At 48.5% G+C, this 19,833-nt stretch carries 21 protein-coding genes and 1 pseudogene; 13 read left to right on the plus strand and 9 right to left on the minus strand.

All coding sequences use genetic code 11. The features are described from left to right. Window positions 1-58 precede the first annotated feature (58 nt). The 10 genes from HRE53_RS13815 to HRE53_RS13855 all read left to right on the plus strand — a co-directional run bounded on the left by HRE53_RS13815 (window position 59) and on the right by HRE53_RS13855 (window position 7,549). Window positions 59-520: a DUF3237 family protein gene (locus HRE53_RS13815; protein WP_235106866.1), complete on the plus strand. Its 462-nt coding sequence runs from the start codon at window positions 59-61 to the stop codon at window positions 518-520. A gap of 234 nt (window positions 521-754) precedes the next feature. Further along, the gene (locus HRE53_RS13820) at window positions 755-1,309 is read left to right on the plus strand and encodes a peroxiredoxin-like family protein (RefSeq protein ID WP_235106867.1); all 555 of its coding nucleotides are present in this window, start codon (window positions 755-757) and stop codon (window positions 1,307-1,309) included. A 48-nt stretch (window positions 1,310-1,357) separates the two neighbouring features. Further along, entirely contained in the window at window positions 1,358-1,609 is a 252-nt protein-coding gene (locus HRE53_RS13825) for a tautomerase family protein (protein ID WP_235106868.1), read from the plus strand. 55 nt (window positions 1,610-1,664) lie between these two features. Further along, window positions 1,665-1,820 carry a nuclear transport factor 2 family protein gene (locus HRE53_RS35165; protein ID WP_396133382.1) on the plus strand — a complete coding sequence of 52 codons (156 nt, stop codon included), beginning with the start codon at window positions 1,665-1,667 and terminating at the stop codon, window positions 1,818-1,820. Between the two features lie 137 nt (window positions 1,821-1,957). Next, window positions 1,958-2,656 (plus strand): glutathione binding-like protein, encoded by a 699-nt coding sequence (locus tag HRE53_RS13830; protein ID WP_235106869.1) that lies wholly within the window; start codon window positions 1,958-1,960, stop codon window positions 2,654-2,656. Between the two features lie 123 nt (window positions 2,657-2,779). Continuing rightward, window positions 2,780-3,892 (plus strand): alkene reductase, encoded by a 1,113-nt coding sequence (locus HRE53_RS13835; RefSeq protein ID WP_235106870.1) that lies wholly within the window; start codon window positions 2,780-2,782, stop codon window positions 3,890-3,892. A gap of 92 nt (window positions 3,893-3,984) precedes the next feature. Continuing rightward, window positions 3,985-4,956, plus strand: a complete 972-nt coding sequence (locus tag HRE53_RS13840; protein WP_235106871.1) for a zinc-dependent alcohol dehydrogenase family protein — start codon at window positions 3,985-3,987, stop codon at window positions 4,954-4,956. 84 nt (window positions 4,957-5,040) lie between these two features. Then, window positions 5,041-5,505 (plus strand): nuclear transport factor 2 family protein, encoded by a 465-nt coding sequence (locus HRE53_RS13845; RefSeq protein WP_235106872.1) that lies wholly within the window; start codon window positions 5,041-5,043, stop codon window positions 5,503-5,505. A 37-nt stretch (window positions 5,506-5,542) separates the two neighbouring features. Then, window positions 5,543-6,286, plus strand: a complete 744-nt coding sequence (locus HRE53_RS13850) for an SDR family oxidoreductase (protein WP_235106873.1) — start codon at window positions 5,543-5,545, stop codon at window positions 6,284-6,286. A 255-nt stretch (window positions 6,287-6,541) separates the two neighbouring features. After that, window positions 6,542-7,549: an NAD(P)-dependent alcohol dehydrogenase gene (locus tag HRE53_RS13855; protein ID WP_235111108.1), complete on the plus strand. Its 1,008-nt coding sequence runs from the start codon at window positions 6,542-6,544 to the stop codon at window positions 7,547-7,549. A gap of 198 nt (window positions 7,550-7,747) precedes the next feature. Here the strand turns inward: HRE53_RS13855 and HRE53_RS13860 are convergent, their stop codons facing one another. From HRE53_RS13860 to HRE53_RS13900, 9 genes are all read right to left on the minus strand, one after another. Continuing rightward, window positions 7,748-8,164, minus strand: a complete 417-nt coding sequence (locus HRE53_RS13860) for a hypothetical protein (protein ID WP_235106874.1) — start codon at window positions 8,162-8,164, stop codon at window positions 7,748-7,750. Continuing rightward, entirely contained in the window at window positions 8,124-9,215 is a 1,092-nt protein-coding gene (locus tag HRE53_RS13865; RefSeq protein ID WP_235106875.1) for a serine/threonine-protein kinase, read from the minus strand. Before HRE53_RS13865 ends, HRE53_RS13860 begins: the two co-directional genes overlap by 41 nt. Window positions 9,216-9,219: 4 nt before the next feature. Then, window positions 9,220-10,143 carry a cobalamin-binding protein gene (locus HRE53_RS13870; protein ID WP_235106876.1) on the minus strand — a complete coding sequence of 308 codons (924 nt, stop codon included), beginning with the start codon at window positions 10,141-10,143 and terminating at the stop codon, window positions 9,220-9,222. 10 nt (window positions 10,144-10,153) lie between these two features. Next, window positions 10,154-10,372, minus strand: coding sequence for a hypothetical protein (locus HRE53_RS13875; RefSeq protein ID WP_212663968.1), 219 nt, complete (start codon window positions 10,370-10,372; stop codon window positions 10,154-10,156). A gap of 79 nt (window positions 10,373-10,451) precedes the next feature. Continuing rightward, window positions 10,452-10,808, minus strand: coding sequence for a hypothetical protein (locus HRE53_RS13880; RefSeq protein ID WP_212663969.1), 357 nt, complete (start codon window positions 10,806-10,808; stop codon window positions 10,452-10,454). 315 nt (window positions 10,809-11,123) lie between these two features. Continuing rightward, window positions 11,124-12,566, minus strand: coding sequence for an MFS transporter (locus tag HRE53_RS13885; RefSeq protein ID WP_212663970.1), 1,443 nt, complete (start codon window positions 12,564-12,566; stop codon window positions 11,124-11,126). Between the two features lie 131 nt (window positions 12,567-12,697). Beyond that, a complete protein-coding gene (gene xseB, locus HRE53_RS13890) occupies window positions 12,698-12,952 on the minus strand; it encodes an exodeoxyribonuclease VII small subunit (protein WP_212666081.1) in 255 nt (84 codons plus the stop codon). Beyond that, window positions 12,942-14,198 (minus strand): exodeoxyribonuclease VII large subunit, encoded by a 1,257-nt coding sequence (xseA, locus tag HRE53_RS13895; protein WP_235106878.1) that lies wholly within the window; start codon window positions 14,196-14,198, stop codon window positions 12,942-12,944. Before xseA ends, xseB begins: the two co-directional genes overlap by 11 nt. A 77-nt stretch (window positions 14,199-14,275) precedes the next feature. Further along, window positions 14,276-16,210, minus strand: coding sequence for a transglycosylase domain-containing protein (locus tag HRE53_RS13900; protein WP_212666082.1), 1,935 nt, complete (start codon window positions 16,208-16,210; stop codon window positions 14,276-14,278). A 364-nt stretch (window positions 16,211-16,574) separates the two neighbouring features. Between HRE53_RS13900 and tyrS the strand changes: the two genes are divergently transcribed. The 3 genes and pseudogenes from tyrS (at window position 16,575) to HRE53_RS13915 (ending at window position 19,728) form a co-directional block, all read left to right on the plus strand. After that, complete coding sequence (gene tyrS, locus HRE53_RS13905) at window positions 16,575-17,789, plus strand: tyrosine--tRNA ligase (RefSeq protein WP_235106879.1); 1,215 nt, start codon at window positions 16,575-16,577, stop codon at window positions 17,787-17,789. Between the two features lie 96 nt (window positions 17,790-17,885). Beyond that, window positions 17,886-18,461 (plus strand): annotated as a pseudogene (locus HRE53_RS13910) (Uma2 family endonuclease). Window positions 18,462-18,816: 355 nt separating this feature from the next. After that, window positions 18,817-19,728 (plus strand): helix-turn-helix domain-containing protein, encoded by a 912-nt coding sequence (locus tag HRE53_RS13915; RefSeq protein ID WP_235106880.1) that lies wholly within the window; start codon window positions 18,817-18,819, stop codon window positions 19,726-19,728. Window positions 19,729-19,833: the final 105 nt, after the last annotated feature.

Genomic DNA, 19,833 nt, shown 5'->3' on the forward strand with positions numbered 1-19,833 from the left:
CCCAGATTTTCAACCATTCAAAAGATAAAAATTACCCAATCTAAAGAGGAAAAAGAACATGACTTCTTTGACCAGAACAGTGACTGCTGCAGCCTTTGAATCAGTGGCATCTGGACAACTCGGTTTTACGAATATGGTCGATTACGGCATTACATTGCCAGAGCTGGCTTCCGGCACAACGCCTCCGCCGCAGGGTGCCCGTTTTGACTTAAGCCTTGAGGGGCAACTTACAGGCCCGATTACAGGCAAGATGCTGGCTACGGACTATATTAATGTGCGTGCTGACGGCCGCTTTGAACTCAACATGTTCGGGCAAATCACCACCACAGATGGTGCACTGATTTCATTTGAAGGCCATGGGGTATCGGTTCATAAATCTGACGGGACTGAAGGAGTACGTATGTCTGTAAAGCTAGTGACTCAGTCCAGTGAGTATGCATGGGTAAACAGCGTTACTTTTATCGCTGAAGGGATTGTTGACTCGGCAGCTAACACGTTAGCAATGTCTCTACTCAGATAAGAAAGCGTACTGCTGAACGGTGGAGAGACCTCTCACGCCAGCTAACTTTTTTTTGATTTAGTTGCTGACATACATATAGGTCAGTCAAGGCTGTTGTCAAGCCGCGACCTCAAACTGCCCCATTCTCGAAGCAGGGGTAGACAACCATCAATTGTTCGATTCCCTTTTTCAATTTACTGCGCTGATTTTTTATCAGCACTTGACCACACTATTTATCAATTTGGAGACATCACAATGACTGTAACGACAACTACACCAGCAACAACTTCCGCTATTCGTTTAGTTCCTGGCAACAACGTCCCTGCGTTGACCGTTGATACCCTATCCGGCAATGCTTGGAATCTTGCGGCTCAAACCCCTCGCAACTACACGATGGTGGTCTTCTATCGGGGATTGCACTGCCCCCTCTGTGCTGAGTACTTAAAGCAGCTAAACAGTAAGCTCAGTCAGTTTAACGATCTCGGTATTGAAGTGATTGCCATTAGTGGTGACACTCGTGAGAAAGCTGCGAATTCAGCTGAAACCTGGGGCGTAAAAGATTTGACACTGGGCTATGGCCTCACCCGTGAAGCAATGCAGCAGTGGGGGCTTTATGTCTCCAAGGGTGCATTTGACTATGAGCCAGCCTATTTCAATGAGCCAGGACTCTTTTTGATTGGCCCTGACGGTGTGCTCTTCTTCGCTAGTGTCAATAACGCGCCCTATGGTCGTACTGACCTAGATGCACTGCTCGGCGGTATGGACTTTGTCTTGAACAACAACTACCCCGTGCGTGGTACTGAAGTCTAAAAGAAAGAAAGCTCTTCCCCTATTCCAACAATACAACGGAGAAAAATCATGCCTTTTGTAAATGTTCGCACAACTAAAGGAATGCTGACTAAGGATCAGAAACAAGAGCTTCAAGAGCGTCTGAACGCCTTAATGGTTGAGATTGAAGGGGGTGGTGACCCAACATTCAAAGACAAGGTCTGGATCATGATTGAGGAGACCGAGCCTGAGGACTGGAATATCGGAGGGGTCACACTGACACCTGACATCATCCAAGAACTCAAACGCCAACAGGCTCCCAAAAGTAAAGAAAAATCCTAGACCGCACGCTTAAGGATGTGCGATCGCAAAGTATGGGGTAGCGCTTCTACCCCATGTGATTAATTTTGAAATTTCTGGACCTGCCGCTGTTGCAAAGGTTGAATTTATTAACTGGAGCGGCTTCCGCTTTACAGACTTCTCTGTCCTCTACAAGCACAACGGAGAATGGAAAATCAGCGGCCAGGTCTTCGATGCTCATACCCAAAACTAAGTTTTCTCCATCCACTGCCTCTAAGTCGCGCAGTCTAAACCGTAGATAACATTGACTTTGCATTGGTACCAGACGCGTAAATGAGCATTCCGAATAGTCAAGCGCACTCGCGACAACAACCTAACCAGGAAAAAAAGATGACTTACGACAACGTATTTAAAAAATGGCCTGCACAGCACCCTGAAAGAATTCAGCTGTATTCTCTTGGAACGCCCAACGGTCAAAAAGTTTCCATTGCGCTAGAAGAAATGGCCCTGCCCTATGAGGTCCATCGCATTGAGATTATGAAAGATGACCAGTTCACCGATGAGTTCATTGCCATTAACCCCAATTCCAAAATCCCAGCCATCATCGATCCGAATGGGCCCAACAATGAACCTTTTGCTGTCTTCGAGTCCGGTGCCATTTTGATGTATCTCGCAGAGAAGTCAGGGAAATTTCTCCCCACCGATCCGGCAGCCCGCAGTGAGTGTTTGCAATGGTTGTTTTTCCAAATGGGAGGTATCGGCCCCATGTTTGGACAGTTTGGACATTTCCACACGTTTGCCAAGGAAAAAGTCCCCTATGCTATTGAGCGCTATCGCAACGAAGCTCGACGGTTGTTAACCGTCCTGGATAAGCAACTATCAGAAAAATCTTTTCTCATAGGAGACGCGTATTCCATTGCAGATATGGCGACATTTCCTTGGGTCGGCACATTGGATTGGGCTTACAAAGCAGCTGAATCGTTGCAGCTCCACCAAGACTTTCCGAATGTTATGACCTGGTATGAGCGCTGTCGGCAACGGCCCGCGGCGGTTCGTGGACTAGCCGTAACTCAATTAACAACGAACTGATTGAGCACGCTGTAAATTCGCTCTAATCAATCATCGGATGACACCCCTAATCCTTTTAGAGCTTTGACTCTAACCTCAAGCTCGAATCAATCACTTGTTCCTTTATTTACCCCACGGACTCCCATGACTCAAACTAACGTTCCTAATCTTCTTAGTTCTCTAGAAACAAAAGATCTAACATTTCGAAATCGGGTTGTGATGGCCCCACTGACTCGTTCTCGATCTGGCGCTGAAAGAGTGCCAAACGTGCTGATGGCTGAGTACTATGCTCAGCGTGCTAGAGCGGGCCTCATCATTACAGAAGGCACTACCATCTCACCCCAGGCAAATGGTTGGCTCAATTCTCCCGGTATCTATACAGAAGCACAAACCCAAGCCTGGAAACAGGTTGTAGATGCGGTACATGCCCAAAATGGGTTGATCTTTTTGCAGCTTTGGCATACTGGTCGAGCGTCTCATCGTGACTTTCAGGAGAATAATCAACTTCCAGTTGGGCCATCAGCAATCGGATTAGAAGGCTCAGAGGTACATACTCCCAAGGGGACAAAACCCTATGAGACCCCGAGGGCATTAGAGACTGCCGAAATCCCTAACGTGATCGAGGACTACCGACAAGCAGCTGCTAACGCTAAGCAAGCGGGCTTTGATGGCGTAGAGATCCATGGGGCCAATGGCTATTTGATTGACGAATTTCTACAGTCTAAAACCAATCACCGCACAGATCTGTATGGCGGTAGTTTAGAGAATCGCTTTCGGTTCTTAAAAGAGATCACTGAAGCGGTTCTGACCGTTTGGCCTGCTAGTCGTGTCGGAGTCAGGCTCTCGCCCAATGGCGTCTTCAACGATATGGGATCACCCGATTATCGGGAGACCTTTACTTATGTTGCTGAGCAGCTTAATACTTACAACCTAGGCTATTTGCATATCCTTGACGGTTTAGCGTTTGGCTTTCATGAGCTTGGGGAGCCAATGACACTGGCTGAAATTAGAAAGGTTTACAGCAATACGCTGATGGGGAACTGTGGGTACGATCGCAATTCAGCAGAGTCTGCAATTGTATCTGGCGATGCGGCTCTGATTGCCTTTGGCCGCTCTTATATCAGCAATCCAGATCTGGTGGATCGTTTTGCCCATAACTGGGAGCTGAATGCTGACTCCGATCCATCTGGCTGGTACTCCTTTGAGGCTGAAGGATATACCGACTTCCCGACCTATCAAGTCTCTCAGGTTGTTTGACTTGAGCCATAGCATTTTTTGGATGTGCTTTAGCAACGTGTTGGGTAGCCCTTCTACCTAACGTGATTAATTCTGAAATAAAGAGATTAGCAATGGCAAATATGCAAGCAGCTGTGTTGACGGCATTGGGTGGTCCCGAAGGGTTTGAGATCCAGCAGATCCCCAAACCTGTACCAAAAGCCAATCAGATCTTAGTCCGCGTCTATGCAACGTCTATCAATCCTGTTGATTATCAAACCCGTCGGGGTGACTATCAAGACTATGTGCAACTCCCAGCAGTTATTGGTCTGGATGTGTCTGGGGTTGTTGAGGCCGTGGGAGAAACCGTAACCGCCTTTAAGCCAGGGGATGAAGTCTATTACGCGCCTAGAATTTTTGAAGATGCGGGTAGCTATGCTCAATACAATGTTGTTGATGAGAGCCTGGTTGCGATTAAGCCCAAAAATCTATCCCATACTGAAGCAGCGTGTTTTCCCATAGCAGGTGGAACCGCTTGGGAGTCCCTGTTTACTAGAGCAAATCTCCAGGTGGGTGAATCTGTTTTAATTCATGCGGGTGCAGGTGGCGTTGGGTCTTTAGCCATCCAATTAGCGAAAGCGATGGGTGCCTATGTGTTCACAACCTGCAGCCCTAGAAATCATGATTTGGTTAAGAAGCTAGGCGCAGACTGCGTGATTGACTATGCAACTGAAGACTATGTAGAAGTCATTCAGCGAGAAACAGACAATCAAGGCGTTGATGTCGTGTTTGATACGATTGGCGGCAAGACGATTCAACGAAGTTTAGATATTCTTCGCCCTTTTGGTCGCCTTGTTAGCATCGTCGACATTGAAACGCCCCAATCTTTGCTCGCCGCTTGGGACCGAAATCTATCTGTCCATTTTGTTTTTAACCCAGTTAATTCAGCGAAGCTAGATGCCCTAAGGCAGCTTATTGAACGCGAACAGCTAAAACCGGTTATTGACTCTGTCATGCCGTGGCAACAGGTGAGTCAAGCAATCCAAGGATTAGAACAAGGCGGAACAACAGGAAAGATTGTGCTGGATTTTGCGGATAATGATTAGCTTAACAATGCCTGCTGCAACCCTGCCTGAACTTATACGAGCACGGCATTTTCTATATTGGTCAAAATGGAAGGTACAAAAGCTATGAAAATCAGGCTACTCGTCCTAGCAGGCCTATTGTTTGCAGCTATGCTTTTGCCCATCACTGCGAGCAATGCCCATACTGTAAAGAGGTTGAAAGATCGCGACGCTGTAGCGATTGAAACAGTAATTTTCGATTATTTTGAAGGAAACGGTACAGCCGATCGAGATCGGCTTGGCGCTGCCTTCCATGAAGACCTCGCCGTAATGGTAGGCATCATTAAATCAGAGAATGGAACTCTCGAACGTCGTGCCTGGCACGATATGCCTGCTCTGCTAGATGCATGGGCAGCGGTCGAGAATCCTCCTGGTGCGGGACGAGACGGCGAAGTTCTGCACATTCAAACAGTCGATGGACGGATCGCAACTGCCCTCTTTCGCTACACAGATGAATTTTATGATGCCTTTACGTTGCTAAAGCACGATGGCAAATGGAAGATCGCTAGCAAGGCATTCATCGAACAATAAATTTCAATCGAATAGAAGATGTAATTGGAGAATGATCATGTCTCAAAATATTGATGGGAAAGTCGTTGTTATTACTGGTGCCAGCAGTGGCCTAGGAGAATCAACAGCTCGTCATTTAGCCTCGTTAGGCGCGAAGGTCGTATTGGGAGCACGGCGCACAGAGAAATTAGAACGCATCACCCAAGATATTCGTGACCAGGGTGGCAAGGCTGAGTTTTTGACTACAGATGTAACGGTTGCTAGCGATTTAAACGCACTCGTTGAGAAAGCGATCGCAGCTTTCGGTCAAGTCGATGTCATTATCAACAATGCTGGATTGATGGCGATCGCTCCCATGTCAGAGACGAAAATTGACGAATGGGATCGCATGATTGATATCAACATTAAGGGCGTTCTATACGGTATCGCAGCGGCCTTACCCATCTTTGAAAGACAGGGCAGTGGACACTTTATCAATATTTCTTCTGTTGCCGGAGTGAAGGTATTTAGTCCCGGTGGTACGGTCTACAGTGGCACCAAATTTGCTGTGAGAGCAATTTCTGAAGGATTAAGGCATGAGGTGGGCGGCAAGATCAGAACAACCACTATTGAGCCAGGCGCTGTAGATTCTGATCTAAAACACGGTAGTTCACATCAGGAAAGCTCGGACTTTGTAAAAGATTTTTATCAAATTGCAATTCCTGCTGACTCTGTTGCACGTGCTATTGCCTATGCCATTGAACAACCTGCAGATGTAGATATCAATGAGCTTGTCTTACGGCCAACAGTACAAGATTTCTAAACCGGTTCTAGTTTGAGAACTAGAAGTAGATGACAGTTTGCATTTTTTAGCGAATTTATCTACATCTGCAGGTCGGCTTAGTATGTGCTTTCTCAAAAGCCGACCTAAAAAAACTAACTGGGGTAGCGTCCACTTCATAGACTTCTTTGTCCTCTACAAGCACAGCAGCCAGCGAGAAATCAGCGGTAAGGCCTACGATTTTCACGCCCAAAACTAAGACTATTTCTAATAGGAGAACCCATGACGACAGCATCCATGATTAGAGCTTATGCGGCTGCCGAAGTCGGCGGTAATCTCACGCCATTTGAGTACAAGCCAGATCCACTAAAGGATACAGATGTTGAGATCGATGTTGAGTATTGTGGCCTTTGCCACAGCGATCTGAGTATGTTGGACAACGAATGGGGAATTACCCAATATCCCTTTGTTCCTGGACATGAAGTGATTGGACGAGTGGCTAAGATTGGTTCTGCGGTGAAATCTCTTCAAGTTGGCCAGCAAGTGGGCTTGGGATGGTTTTCCAGTTCTTGTATGACGTGTGAATGGTGTCTCTCTGGGAATCACAATCTTTGCCCCAGTCGAGAAGAAACCATCGTTAATCGACATGGCGGTTTTGCGGATAAGGTGCGCGCCCATGAAGTATGGACTGTTCCTCTCCCTGAAGGGATTGATGCGGTCAAAGCAGGTCCCCTATTCTGTGGCGGCATTACTGTTTTTAATCCCCTTATTCAGTTGGGAATACAGCCAACAGACAAAGTTGGGGTCATTGGCATTGGTGGATTGGGGCATATGGCACTAAAGTTCTTGCGTGCTTGGGGCTGTGAAGTCACCGCTTTTTCATCGAGTCCTGAAAAAACGGCTGAAGCAAAAGCGATGGGGGCGCATTATGTTGTTAACTCACGTGAGCCTGACGCACTGAAAGCGGTCGCCAATTCCTTTGATGTGATTCTTTCTACCGTCAGTGCCGATTTAGACTGGAGCATTTATATCGAGGCCCTGCGTCCTCAAGGCAAGATCCACTTTGTTGGCATTCCACCCTCCCCTTTGAGTACCTCCTTATTTTCGATTATTGATGCACAGCGGTCGGTGTCAGGATCGCCGTTAGGCAGTCCGGCAACCGTGAAGAAAATGCTCAATTTTTCTCAACGCCACAGCATTGAACCCGTTATTGAAACGTTTCCCTTTAGCCAAGTCAATGAAGCCATAGACCGGCTCCGTCACGGGAAGCCACGTTATCGGATTGTATTAGTACCAGACTCATAGCGTTGGATGGAGTACAGGACTAGGACGACCCAAAAAATGCTATTTCTATGGACTATCGTCGCTAGGAGTCGGGGCGGTAGGGGTAGGCGGCGGCACCGGAATCACAACGGGAGATTGTATCGGCGATGGCTCTGGACTAGGGCTGAGAGTTGGTTCTTCTGGCTGTGTGGGGTCTGGGCTGGGACTGGGGGGCCGGCTCTAATGTGGGTTCAGGTGGTTCCGTGGGGGGTGGGGGGTGGGAGTGGGTGCAGGGCGCTCCAAGTCTGCAATTTTGCGTTTGGCTGCGAAGTAGATGGGATCGGCTCGCCTATCCCAGTAAGGATTTTGGGGCAATTTAAACGCTAAGTCTCGGGCAACATACCAGCGTTTACCATCAAAGGCTGTTTTGGCACGATTGAATAGGTCTTGTTGTTGTTGCCAGGTCGTTTGCCAGGTCTGGACTTGGATTTGGGCGGCTTCAGCACTGTCGCTGTTGCTGGGAATCTGGTTTGCGATCGCAATCGCTGCATCCAGATCTCCAGACTGCCGAGCTTCTTGCTGAGCCTGCTCTAGGAGCGTTGTGCCATTGTCTACATTAGCGACCGGCTGGAGAAATGGGAAGAGTTCGTCCGTCACTCCCCAGTAGGTGAGGCCGACTATGCCTAAACCCATGACCAGGGCCATCGCGCCAAAGCCAAACACCCAAGGGGCACAGCCTGAAGATTTGGAGATAGGGGGGAGGGGGCGCTGCTGTGGTCGGGCTGGAGCTGGAGCAGGTGAGGCAACGACTTGGGTGGGTTCTATGGCCGATATAGCTGGCTCTACGGGAGGTGTAAAGGGTTGGGGAGAGGGCTGGACAGAGGTTTGACCGGGGGGTCTGAGGAAGGGCTTGTAAAGCATCCGTTGCAGTTTGGTAGCGCAACTTAAAATAGGGGCGCACCATTTGGGTGAGGACCTGGGCTAATGCATCACTCACCACCGCCTGATCTCGCCAAATCAGCTCGCCGTCTACATCTTCTTGAAATTGGGAGGGAGGTCTGCCCGTCAGGGCCTGAATACCGATAATCCCGAGAGAATACAGGTCGCTACTGGGACGCGGCTTCCCTTGGCTTTGTTCGCTAGCCATATATCCGGGAGTACCCACGACCACGGTGATATTGGTTTGTGGATTGGTGACTAGGCCTTGGTTGCGCACCTGTTTAACCGATCCAAAGTCAACCAAGACCAGCTTCTGATCGGCTCGGCGACGGATAATATTCTCAGGTTTAATATCGCGATGAATCACCCCTTGGCTATGGATAAATTCCAAGACTTCGAGCACTTCGGACAGCAGCGATTGCACCTGCGACTCTGGCCATTGTTCTCCCGCCGCCAGTTCATCCGTGAGGGGAGCCCCATCAATCAGTTCTTGGACGAGGAAAAAGTCTTGATCTTGCTCAAAGAAGGCGAGTAGCCGGGGAATTTGATGGTGGTGGCCTAACTGTTCTAAGGTTTCCGCTTCACTGCGGAATAGGCGACGAGCCACTTCCAAAAACTCTGGATCGCTGCTAGCGGGCTGTAGCAACTTAACGACACAAGACGGATTGCCGGGGCGTCTTGTATCCTCAGCAATATAGGTTTGTCCAAAGCCTCCTTCCCCGAGAGACTGTACGATGCGATAACGCCCATCCAACGTTTGCCCAATCATGTTGTTAGTAAAACTTTAGCCATCCATGCCCAGCATAGCGGGGAGGAAAGATATGGGGATGAAATATCTCGGCTAAAAGTTCCATGGAATCCACTAAACGGGGGCCAGGGCGATTGAAATATTGGTTGCCATCCGTGAGATACACTTGCTGGTTCTGCACGGCTTTCAACTGTTGCCATTGGGGCTTTTGGGCCAGTTCTTGGGTGGCCTGGGCCGTTTGCTCCAGATTAAAACCACAGGGCATACAAACAATGATGTCTGGATTGGCTACGAGCAGTTGCTCCCAGGTTAACCAACTGGAATGTTGACCAACGGTTCCTAAACACGGGACTCCTCCCGCTAGATCCACCAGCTCTGGCACCCAATTGCCCGCAATCATCAGTGGATCGGTCCATTCAATGCAGGCTACGATGGGTCGATGCTCAAGGTCTTGAAGCTGCTGCTGACAGTTTTTGATGCGGGTTTGGAGCTGCTGAACGATGGATTGGCTGTCGTATCCGAGTGCGATCGCAACGCGTTCCATATCTTGCCAAACATGGGCCAACAGGCTGGGTTGCAGTGAAATCACTTGAGTCGTTTGATCCGTGATCTGAGTGAGAGCCTGCTCAACATCGGCTAGGCTCACCGCACAGACTTCACATTGGGCTTGGGTGACAATATGCGTGGGTTGTAGATCTTTGAGCTGATCTAAATCCAGACGATAGATACCTAGTGCCGACTGCAGCAGCTCCGTCACCTGATCATGGATAACGCGACTGGGCCGATTGGAATTCAGATTGGCTGCGGTGCAAACCGGTAGATCTTGCACCCGCTCTGGATAGTCACATTCATGGGAGCGGCCCACCAAATAGTCACCGCATCCCAAAGCTGCCACGATTTCCGTCGCACTCGGAATTAAAGAAATAATCCGCAGGTCTGACCGGGACATTCAGGGTCCCTTACTCAATCGTGATGGACTGAGGTCCGCCACCATTTTGATTGGAAGAGTGGTCGGTAGATGAAGAATAATCGTGGGGTCCGCCCTTTTTATCTAACCAACTTTTGACGGGATCGTCATTGAGGTCTAGACGGAAGAGACCTGAAGCAAACCCTCCCATAAAGGCGACGGGTTTACTCACAAATTCTTGAAATAGGGGCGTTAATTCGTCCAAAAACATCTACGTGTCTCATGCAGGTTACTACTGTAATGGTAACGCGACACCCCAGATCCATTGCCGCTAATTTGTAGTCCTTGATTTAAGCGGCCTGCTGGTGTTGAGCGCGATAGACCTGTGAGTAGGTATTAATTAAAGGCATGCCGTAAGCAGACACTACATGAAAGGCCTGATTGTGCGTATAGAGTTGAGACTGCACATAGGGACTTTGGGCAATGAGGGCACAGGCTCGTTCAGGAGACTCGCCTTGAATTAAAGCTTCTGCTAAGACACCCCTGTCGAGAGTTTCTCCCATATCTGGATACAAAGACACAATGGAATAATACTCGTCATAGGTAGACCCTAGGCAAAGACACCCAAGATCTTGATGTGCTGCATGGGCGAGTTCAACGTAGCGATTCCGAATGGTTGAGCAGGATGGTGTCTGGGTATCAAGCACGGAAGCCTCCTCAAGGGTGCAGGTGATCATTAGGGCTTATTGATTTGAAGCAAAATTAGGGAAGGATAGTTATCCCCAGTGAAGAACAACTATCCCTGAGTGCAAGTGAGACTATCTCTGAGTGCAAGTGAGGTTTAATCACTTAAGATAGCCATGGGTCTAATGTCGCAGTTCTGACTCAGGCTTGGCATCGTAAAAATACCGAAGTCTACGGGGAAAAAATAGAGTTCAAAACTGTGTCAATGGTCCGCGATTAGAGGCCTTGCGTAATCTCCGTATATATACGGTTGTTTTGATCAGATTTTGCTTCAAGAGCTACTGCTCATCCATGACATCCATTTGAGGTGGAGCATGATCGGCAGAAGTCTCTAATCCCAAGCGTTTTTCTCGTAATTTCAACAAGATCTCGGCATGCACTTCCCGTGAAATGGGATAGAAATAGGCCAGCAGCAAGCCAATCAATAAAATTAAAGTGGGGAGGGGGCCAATGGCAATCCGAATCGCTAGTAGGGCTGAATCGGGCTGTACCGGCAGTGCTTGCCCCGGCGTTGAGGAAATAAATCCGGTATTTTCCAAGGCGATTCCGACGACAAATAGGCCCAATGCCAGACCCATTTTTTGGAGTAGCACCATAAACGCATAAAAGATGCCTTCCCGGCGCTCGCCTGTTTTCAGCTCATCTAGCTCAATCACATCAGGCAGCATGGACCAAGGAATCAGATAGGCGGTGGCTACCCCTACACCGGCCATCATACTCAGTAAATATAGACCGACAATCTGGCCGGGTTGGAGAAAGAATAACCCGCTTTGGGCAATAATCCACAGGGACATGCCCATGAAATAAACCATTCGCTTGCCGATTCTCTCACTGACATTGCTCCATACAAACAACATGACGATGGCGACGACTTGAACGAGCAGGGCGACCTGAAAATAGGCATCCTGCTTCATCCAACTCGTGACGTAATAAGGAATAATGGCAGCCGTAAGTTGAAAGGCTAGCCAGGAACACATATAAATGCCAATGACGAATAAAAATGGGCGGTTAGATAACGCTATTTTTACCTGTTCCAGAACGGGCATGGCTTCAGGTATTTCAGCGGTATAGCGTTCTTCCGTTCCCCACACGCACCAATAGATGGGTAAGACCGATAAAATTGCACATCCTAGACCAATGACAAAATATTGCTGGCTGGGATCTTCGACCCATTGAGAGATGAGTATACCTAGTACCAAAGCTAGGATACTCCCACCGATGGAGAAGGCAAATCGAAAGCTGTTTAGACTGGTCCGTTCGTTATAATCCTGGGTTAATTCAGGTGTGAGGGCTGTATAGGGTAAATTCACCGCAGTGAATGCGATGTTAAAAAACACAGCAATCAGCGTGTAGTAAATAAATAAACCCCATTGATTGATCTCCGCATTGGCGGAAAAGTGAGGCACAACCCACTGCAAGACAAAAAATAAACCGAAGGGAATGGATCCAAATAGCATCCAAGAATGACGGCGTCCCCACCGAGATTTTGTCCGATCGCTTAAGACCCCAATGATGGGATCGTTAATGGCATCACTGATTTTGCCAATTAAGAGGACGGTGCCTGCTAAGCCTGGATTGAGACCAGCCACATTGGTGAGAAAGATGAGTAGCGAAAAAACCAGGAGTGTAGCCGTAATTCCTGGCCCCATATCTCCTGCACCATAGGCCAACTTGGTCTTGAAACTTAATTTTCCAGAATCGGGAGATATGGGGTCATTCATGGCGTTGCAAGATCATCTATGACCTCCAATTGTGCCCTACTCCTTGTCCATTGCCATAACTTCTCATCAAAATCTCATCCAAGCTCTTCTGGAGAGTGGCCTACTGTACCTATTGGCAGGAGTGTTAAGCCTTAAAACTCTGTTTCATCTCCCAGTTCTTCGATTAGGAGTTCCATTTGGCCTTGTCGATCGGCTAAGAAGGCCTCACATTGGCGTAGATAAGTAATGGCAGCTGCAAAGCGCTCAAAGACATCGGCCAAATCCAACTGCCCCGTCTCAATTTCAGTGATAATCGTTTCGACTTCGCGGATGGTCTCTTCATACCGCCAGTCAGCGGGGAGTTCAGCCCCGCTTGGAGTAGTCGATGTATCGCTGTTACCTTGCATCATCCGATTCCTGGGGTGAGGACTGCAACGCCGTGACACGAGCAGTAAAGTGGCCTTCTGCTAACTCTACCTTGAGTTCTTGATCGACCTGTAAATGTTCTGTACTCCGGACAATTTGATGGTTCGTGGTTTGGACGAGGGCATATCCCCGTTTAAGAACTTGGGTTGGGTCTAGAGAAGTGAGCTGTTGCTGTAACAGCTGTTGATGTTGCTGAGCCTGTCCCAACCGCTGTTTGATGGTGTGGAGGAGATGGTTTTGTAATCGCGATCGCAATACCTGTTCCCGTTCCAGCTGACGATCCATCTGCAGACGCCGTAAGCGCGTTTTTTGATACAGCAAGTGCTCATGGGCCACATCGAGCTGGCGAGTGAGAGTGATATATAGGCGAGCAATAGAATTGCGATAGTCCTTTTGCCAGTCCGTTAAGCGCGGAATACACTCAGCTGCTGCTGTCGGAGTATGGGCGCAAACATCTGCCACCAGGTCGGCCAGGGTCTCATCTCGCTGATGGCCAATGCCAGAAATAACGGGAATGGGGCATTCTGCAATCGCCCGCACCACCCGCTCATCATTAAAACAGACTAAGTCTTCTGTTGCGCCTCCACCTCTGGCCACAATCAAGACATCGGCTCTACCGTCCTTAATTACCCGTTCAATGGCCAGCACGATCGCTTCTGGTGCTTGTTTGCCCTGGACTTTAGTTGGTGAGAACAGCACCTTCAACCCGGGATGCTGGGCCTTCAGAGTGCGTTTGATATCACCCCAAGCCGCAGCTTGATGGGAGGTTACCACCCCGACCGTTTGGGGATAAGCAGGGAGGGCTTGCTTTTGAAGCGGATCAAATAGGCCTTCAAGGGTTAAGCGTTCCCGGAGTTGCTGGTACCGCAGGGAACGTAACCCTTCTCCAGCGGGAAATAATTGCCAGGCCATCAGCTGATACTGGCCCCGTTGGGGGTACAAGCGAATACGGCCTAAGGCCAGAATCTGCTCACCCACCTCCGGTTCAATGACGAGTTGCTCACAGTAGCTATTCCAAATCACACAGTGAATGGAGACGGATTCCTGCTGATCCTGGAGGGTAAAAAAGAAGCCACTGCGATGTCGGACGGCGCTGGATACCTCTCCTTCCACCCAAACCTGGACTAAGGTTTGATCTTCTTCGAGTAGTGCTTGAATATAATCCGTTAACCCTTTAACGGACAATACCTCAGGTGGAACTAATAAATTGGGCTGATAGGATGTCATCGCAGGTTTCTCGTTCAATCGATAGAACTATAGAGCAGACCATCCAGCCTTCTGTCCCCCATGACATCTGGTTTGAATTAACCGCCAGGCTTGGGAAACTTGCTGGGTGACTTAAAGTATTCCACTCGTTTATCCGCAAGAGCTTTACTCATGAAATCTCGCCAGACCGGTGCCGCATAGCTGCCTCCCGAGGCCCCTCTTCCCATGGGAGAATAGTTATCATTTCCGGCCCATACTGCTGTGGCTAATTGGGGTACATATCCCACAAACCAAACATCTCGTTCAGAAGATGTGGTTCCCGTTTTACCTGCCGCTGGTCGGCCAATTTGGGCAGAGGTTCCTGTGCCGCCATTAATAACGGCCTGGAGGGACTGGGTTAAAGAGGCAGATGCCCATGGATCTAGGACTAATTTGGGCTGGGGGGTATTATCCAACAGCAACCGCCCACTGCTATCGGTGACTTGGGCAATGGCGGTGGTTTCGGATTGCCAGCCGTTATTGGCAAACGTCGCATAGGCTGAAGCCATTTCTAGAGGGGTTAAGTCTACAGATCCTAAGGGGAGTGAAATCACCGGGGGGATGGGGCTTTTAATGCCCAATACCCGACAAATATCAATGACTTTCTCCACCCCGACCTTTTGGCCCAGAACAACGGCCGGAATATTCCGGGATGTGGCTAGGGCTTGTCGTAGAGACATGGACCCTCCGTAGGTTTTGTCGTAGTTCAGGGGCGTATAGCCTCGTGCGGTCCCGTCATTAAAGGTGACCTTTTTGTCATTGATGATGCTGCTGGGGGTAAATTTTCCGGATGCAAAGGCGGCATAGAAGACAAAAGGCTTAAAGGCAGATCCCGGTTGGCGAATGGATTGGGTCGCTCGATTAAATTCACTTTTTTTGCTATCGACCCCCCCGACAATTGCCTTGATAAAGTGGGTGCGTGGATCAACCGCCACCAAAGCCATCTGATCGGCTGCATAGGAGATTCGCTGTTGTCCCCATTTCACCGAATCTTCAGCAATTTCCTGCATCTTGATATCGATGGTGGTTTGAATCCGCATTCCCCCTTTACTCAGGGCATCTCGGCCAAACCGACGGGTCAATTCCTTAATCACTGTATTGGTGATGTAGGGAGAGCGGCTGACTTGGAAGGACGTTACCTTACCAAACTTCAGAGGGGTGTCTAACGCAGCTTGCTCTTCTTCTTCGGTAATCCAGGTCAGCTTTTTCATCCGATTGAGAACAACTGCCTGCCGCTGCTTGGCAATTTCTAAGGTTTCATCGGTTACGGAGTCAAAATCGAAGGGGCTAAAGCTTTCAGGGGCCTGAATAATGCCCGCCATCATGGACGATTCTGCTAAGTTCAGATCGGATGACGATTTATTGAAATAGCTGCGGGCTGCGGTTTCAACGCCGTAGGTGTTATGTCCCCAATACACCTGATTGAGGTACATTTCTAAAATTTCATCTTTTTTGAACAGCTTCTCCAACCGCATGGCCAGAACGGCCTCTGCGACTTTCCGACCTAGCTCTCGCCTAGGGGTCAAAAACAAGTTTTTGACGAGCTGCATGGTTAAGGTGGAGGCACCCTGGACGGTTTCTCCGGCCTGGATGTTAGTGACCGTAGCCCGGAGGATACCGTAGGGATTAATCCCATCATGTTTATAGAAGTTGCTGTCTTCAATGGCTAACACGGCTAACTTCAGATGGGGAGAAATATTGTCTAAGGGAACGACTTCACGGTTTTCTTCATCGTGAAGGCTCGCTAGAATTTTGCCGTTAATATCGTAAATATGGGTGGTTTCGTTGGGAATATACCCCTTTAAGGACCGTACATCCGGTAAATTGCGAAAGCTAATCGCGACCCCCATTAAGCTACCAGCCACGGCAGCACTGGCCAGCATAGTCGTGATCAGAATAGTGGAACCCGCTGCTTTGCCAATTCCCCCAATAAAACTGGTGCCTTTGGAAAAGCGGTTGGGGTTGTTGGGGCTGGCAGTTTGCGATAAAGACACAGCAGATTCACATCCTCTTTTGGAAAGTTTGAAACAATGACCACTCAGGGATCATACTAGCAATTTTGACCCTGAAGACTAGACAGTCCATGGGAATAGCTAGTGCAAAAGCAATCAGACGACGTTAAGGGAATAAACGCTTAAACTTGAGTTAGAGCATAGCTTACCATCCCTATTTAAGGACCGACTACCATTTCCTTCGATGCAAAAAAATTAATGTTATTTTGCATTTTGCGAAGGAAAGATGGTTCCTAGGCATTTCTGAAGATGAGTTACGCTGCAATGGCATACTAGAAGTTGCTTTTGAGTCGCTGGATCGATGTGCGGCTATTGCCTTTTGTTCATCCTTACTTTTCCCTAACCTATGGCAGATGCAGTGTCTTCGTTGCTCCAGCGGGGCGTTAGCGATATTTTCCCTAATAATGATGGCTCACAGCAGGCGGATGATAATTTAGTCTATCGCTTGAAAACAGCGGATCAACCGTTGCGCATCAAGTTGGGGATTGACCCCACAGGCACTGATCTCCATTTAGGCCATAGCCTTCCTATTCGTAAACTGCGAGCGTTTCAGGATTTAGGCCATAAAGCCGTTTTGATTATTGGGGATTTTACCGCTCGTGTGGGTGATCCGACGGGTAAGTCAGAGGTCCGCCGTCAGCTCACAGAAGCAGAGGTGCAGCACAATATTCAGACGTATCTAGATCAAATTAAACCGATTTTAGATTTTGATACTCCCGATCGGTTAGAGGTTCGCTATAACTCTGAGTGGTTGTCCAAAATTGATTTGGCGAAGACCTTAGAACTACTAACCACCATGACCGTGGGGCAAATGCTGGCGAAGGAAGGATTCGCCGAACGCTATCAGCAGGGTACCCCGGTTTATTTGCATGAATTTTTATATCCTCTACTCCAGGGCTATGACTCGGTGGCTGTTGAAGCGGATGTGGAACTCGGGGGAACGGATCAGAAGTTCAATATTGCCATTGGTCGTGATTTACAGCGGCATTTTGGTTTGCGCCCGCAGTTTGGTTTACTCACTCCCATTTTGTTGGGGACGGATGGGGGGCAAAAAATGTCTAAGTCTTTGAATAACTATGTAGGTTTGGCCGAAGATGCGGTCAGTATGTACTCCAAGTTGGAGAAGACCCCTGATGCTTTGCTGTCCGAGTATTTCGAGCACCTAACAGACTTGCCCCTCAAAGAGCTACCCGAGAATCCTCGGGAGCAGCAGAAGCTGTTGGCCCATACCTTGGTGAGCCAGTATCACAGTGTTGCGATCGCAAATGAAACACAACAATCCCTAGCGGCGATGGTGACCCAGGGAGATATGAGCCAAACCGATGTTATTCCTGAATATTCATTGGCAGAGGTTACCTTTCCTGCCAAGCTGTTCTATTTGCTGAGTGCCAGCGGCTTGTGTTCCAGCAGTAGTGATGCCCGTCGCCAAATTAAGGGTGGAGCTGTGAAATTAGATGGCACTAAAATCACCGTGGTTGATCAAACCTACGACCAGCCAGACGATCTGATCGGGACTGTTTTACAGGTGGGCAAAAAGAAGTTTATTCGGTTTATCGCCTGAGTAGGCACGGAAGTTTAGAGTCTTTGGTGCAGACGTGGAGACCTCTTGCGATTCGAGCCAGACGATAAACTAGAGACATCCACTACGGGCGGTATCATGCTGGCCATTGAATTAGACTTGCAACCGGCTGATTTAGAACTCAGTGATGAACAGTTTTACCACCTTTGCCAAGGCAATCGAGATCTGCGCCTAGAACGAACCGCAACAGGAAAGTTAATCATTATGCCACCCACGGGGTGGGGGACTGGAAACCGGAATTTAAGGCTCGGGCAACGGCTGGGCAACTGGGCAGATGAAGACGGAACCGGAATGGTGTTTGACTCCTCAACCGGGTTTCGGTTGCCTAACGGTGCGATTCGCTCGCCGGATGTGGCTTGGGTGCGCCAAGCTCGGTTAACAGCACTCAATCCTGATCCCAATCAGTTCTTGCCCCTCTGTCCTGATTTCGTGATTGAACTGCGTTCTGCTAATGACTCTCTCAGTAGTTTGCAAATCAAGATGCAAGAATATCTTGCTCAGGGGTTGCAATTAGGCTAGTTGATTAACCCCCAAGACCAGCAGGTTGAAATTTATCGGCCAGAGCAAGAGGTTGAAGTTCTACAAACTCCAGAATTTTTAAGTGGAGAAACCGTCTTGCCAAACTTGTGCTTATCATTAGCAGGCATTCTTTAGAGAGTCATGCCTTAGATCATCTAGATCGTTCATTAGCATGTGTGAAAAAGCTGCTATATGCAACGCCATGTATAGACCTGGACTTGTTCGCTGCTTGACTGTAGAACACGGCACTTAGGCAATATTGCTTGAACAGCTAGAACTGTGAGGCCAGACAGGGCTCCCATGATTTCAATAATTAGAAATATTGAGAACCAACTCTTCGAAGTTTTAGAAACACACGGCTTTGCAAGGGTGATTTCCCATGTCAACCAACAAAGGCGGCAATCACTCGGCTAGTAATTTTTCTCTCCTTAATGATAGTATTTCTCAATAAGTTTTTAGATCCTAGCCGTAAAAGGTTTGTTCCTTTTCCATGTCACTATTGCTCTCCGTTCCAGACTTTATCAGTCAGCAAGACAATCAGGACCTTTTTGAAGAGATACGACAGCCATGGATCATTCCCTTAGAAGATCCAACTGGGCGTAGTTTTGGCTCTCGCTGGGGCGTTAACCTCCGTCCCGGTCTTGATATTTTGATTGATGATTACACGCTGCAAGAAGATTTGACTGTTGAGATTGGGGCAGATGTCCCAGATGAACTGGCATGGCTAGAAATGAGCTTTATGCTCTCAGGACACAACCGTAGCGAAGGGGTCCAGGCCCACCATAGTTTTTTTGATGCCGGTTGGGAAGAGGATACTGCAGAAGAACTCGCGTTGTGGCAGGCGGGGGATCGAGTCTTCAAATTTGATTTTCATATTGAGAAGACTCTATTTCAAACACTGGTGGGTGAGCAGATACAAACTTTTCCACAATCTTTACAGCAAATTCTCCAAAGTTCACAGCCTATCTCTGAACAGTTTTGGCAGGTTTATACCATCACTGCACCGATGCAATCCGCGATTCACCAGCTCTTACATTGTCCCTACGAGGGATTAACTCGGTGGCTTTACTGGGAAAGTCGAATCACTGAACTGATTGCTCTGGGTTTAGACCAGATCAGTCAATCTCGGTCATGTTCTGTACCAGGGTTACCGGTTGAAGATTTAGATCGCATTTATTACGCCAGCGACATCATGCGCCAGCGCTACGTTGATCCACCCTCATTATTTGAACTGGCGCGGTTAGTGGGACTGAACGATCGCAAACTCAAAGAAGGGTTTCGGCAGGTGTTTGGAACCACTGTCTTTGGCTATTTGAGTCAGCATCGGATGGAGACAGCCTGTCAATTGTTGCAGCAACAGCAGTCCGTTGCCGCAGTGGCTGCCGCCGTTCACCGCATTTAGCGGTTCATTTCGACGGCAATTTGGAGTCTCTCCCAAGGGATATCAGTTAGGGAAGCGGCCTTGAGGTGCGGTCTGCAGCAAATAGTCCGGCTGGAAGAGAAAAAA

Source organism: Acaryochloris sp. 'Moss Beach' (genome assembly GCF_021497025.1).
Taxonomy (GTDB): domain Bacteria; phylum Cyanobacteriota; class Cyanobacteriia; order Thermosynechococcales; family Thermosynechococcaceae; genus Acaryochloris; species Acaryochloris marina_A.

Coding starts and splice junctions, on each gene's coding strand:
- xseA (WP_235106878.1), bottom strand. CDS start 14,198: ATGACATCCTATCAGCCCAATTTATTAGTTCCACCTGAGGTATTGTCC.
- HRE53_RS13830 (WP_235106869.1), top strand. CDS start 1,958: ATGACTTACGACAACGTATTTAAAAAATGGCCTGCACAGCACCCTGAA.
- HRE53_RS13820 (WP_235106867.1), top strand. CDS start 755: ATGACTGTAACGACAACTACACCAGCAACAACTTCCGCTATTCGTTTA.
- HRE53_RS13815 (WP_235106866.1), top strand. CDS start 59: ATGACTTCTTTGACCAGAACAGTGACTGCTGCAGCCTTTGAATCAGTG.
- HRE53_RS13850 (WP_235106873.1), top strand. CDS start 5,543: ATGTCTCAAAATATTGATGGGAAAGTCGTTGTTATTACTGGTGCCAGC.
- HRE53_RS13865 (WP_235106875.1), bottom strand. CDS start 9,215: ATGATTGGGCAAACGTTGGATGGGCGTTATCGCATCGTACAGTCTCTC.
- HRE53_RS13845 (WP_235106872.1), top strand. CDS start 5,041: ATGAAAATCAGGCTACTCGTCCTAGCAGGCCTATTGTTTGCAGCTATG.
- HRE53_RS13885 (WP_212663970.1), bottom strand. CDS start 12,566: ATGAATGACCCCATATCTCCCGATTCTGGAAAATTAAGTTTCAAGACC.
- xseB (WP_212666081.1), bottom strand. CDS start 12,952: ATGCAAGGTAACAGCGATACATCGACTACTCCAAGCGGGGCTGAACTC.
- HRE53_RS13825 (WP_235106868.1), top strand. CDS start 1,358: ATGCCTTTTGTAAATGTTCGCACAACTAAAGGAATGCTGACTAAGGAT.
- HRE53_RS13835 (WP_235106870.1), top strand. CDS start 2,780: ATGACTCAAACTAACGTTCCTAATCTTCTTAGTTCTCTAGAAACAAAA.
- tyrS (WP_235106879.1), top strand. CDS start 16,575: ATGGCAGATGCAGTGTCTTCGTTGCTCCAGCGGGGCGTTAGCGATATT.
- HRE53_RS13840 (WP_235106871.1), top strand. CDS start 3,985: ATGGCAAATATGCAAGCAGCTGTGTTGACGGCATTGGGTGGTCCCGAA.
- HRE53_RS13915 (WP_235106880.1), top strand. CDS start 18,817: ATGTCACTATTGCTCTCCGTTCCAGACTTTATCAGTCAGCAAGACAAT.
- HRE53_RS13870 (WP_235106876.1), bottom strand. CDS start 10,143: ATGTCCCGGTCAGACCTGCGGATTATTTCTTTAATTCCGAGTGCGACG.
- HRE53_RS13855 (WP_235111108.1), top strand. CDS start 6,542: ATGATTAGAGCTTATGCGGCTGCCGAAGTCGGCGGTAATCTCACGCCA.
- HRE53_RS13875 (WP_212663968.1), bottom strand. CDS start 10,372: ATGTTTTTGGACGAATTAACGCCCCTATTTCAAGAATTTGTGAGTAAA.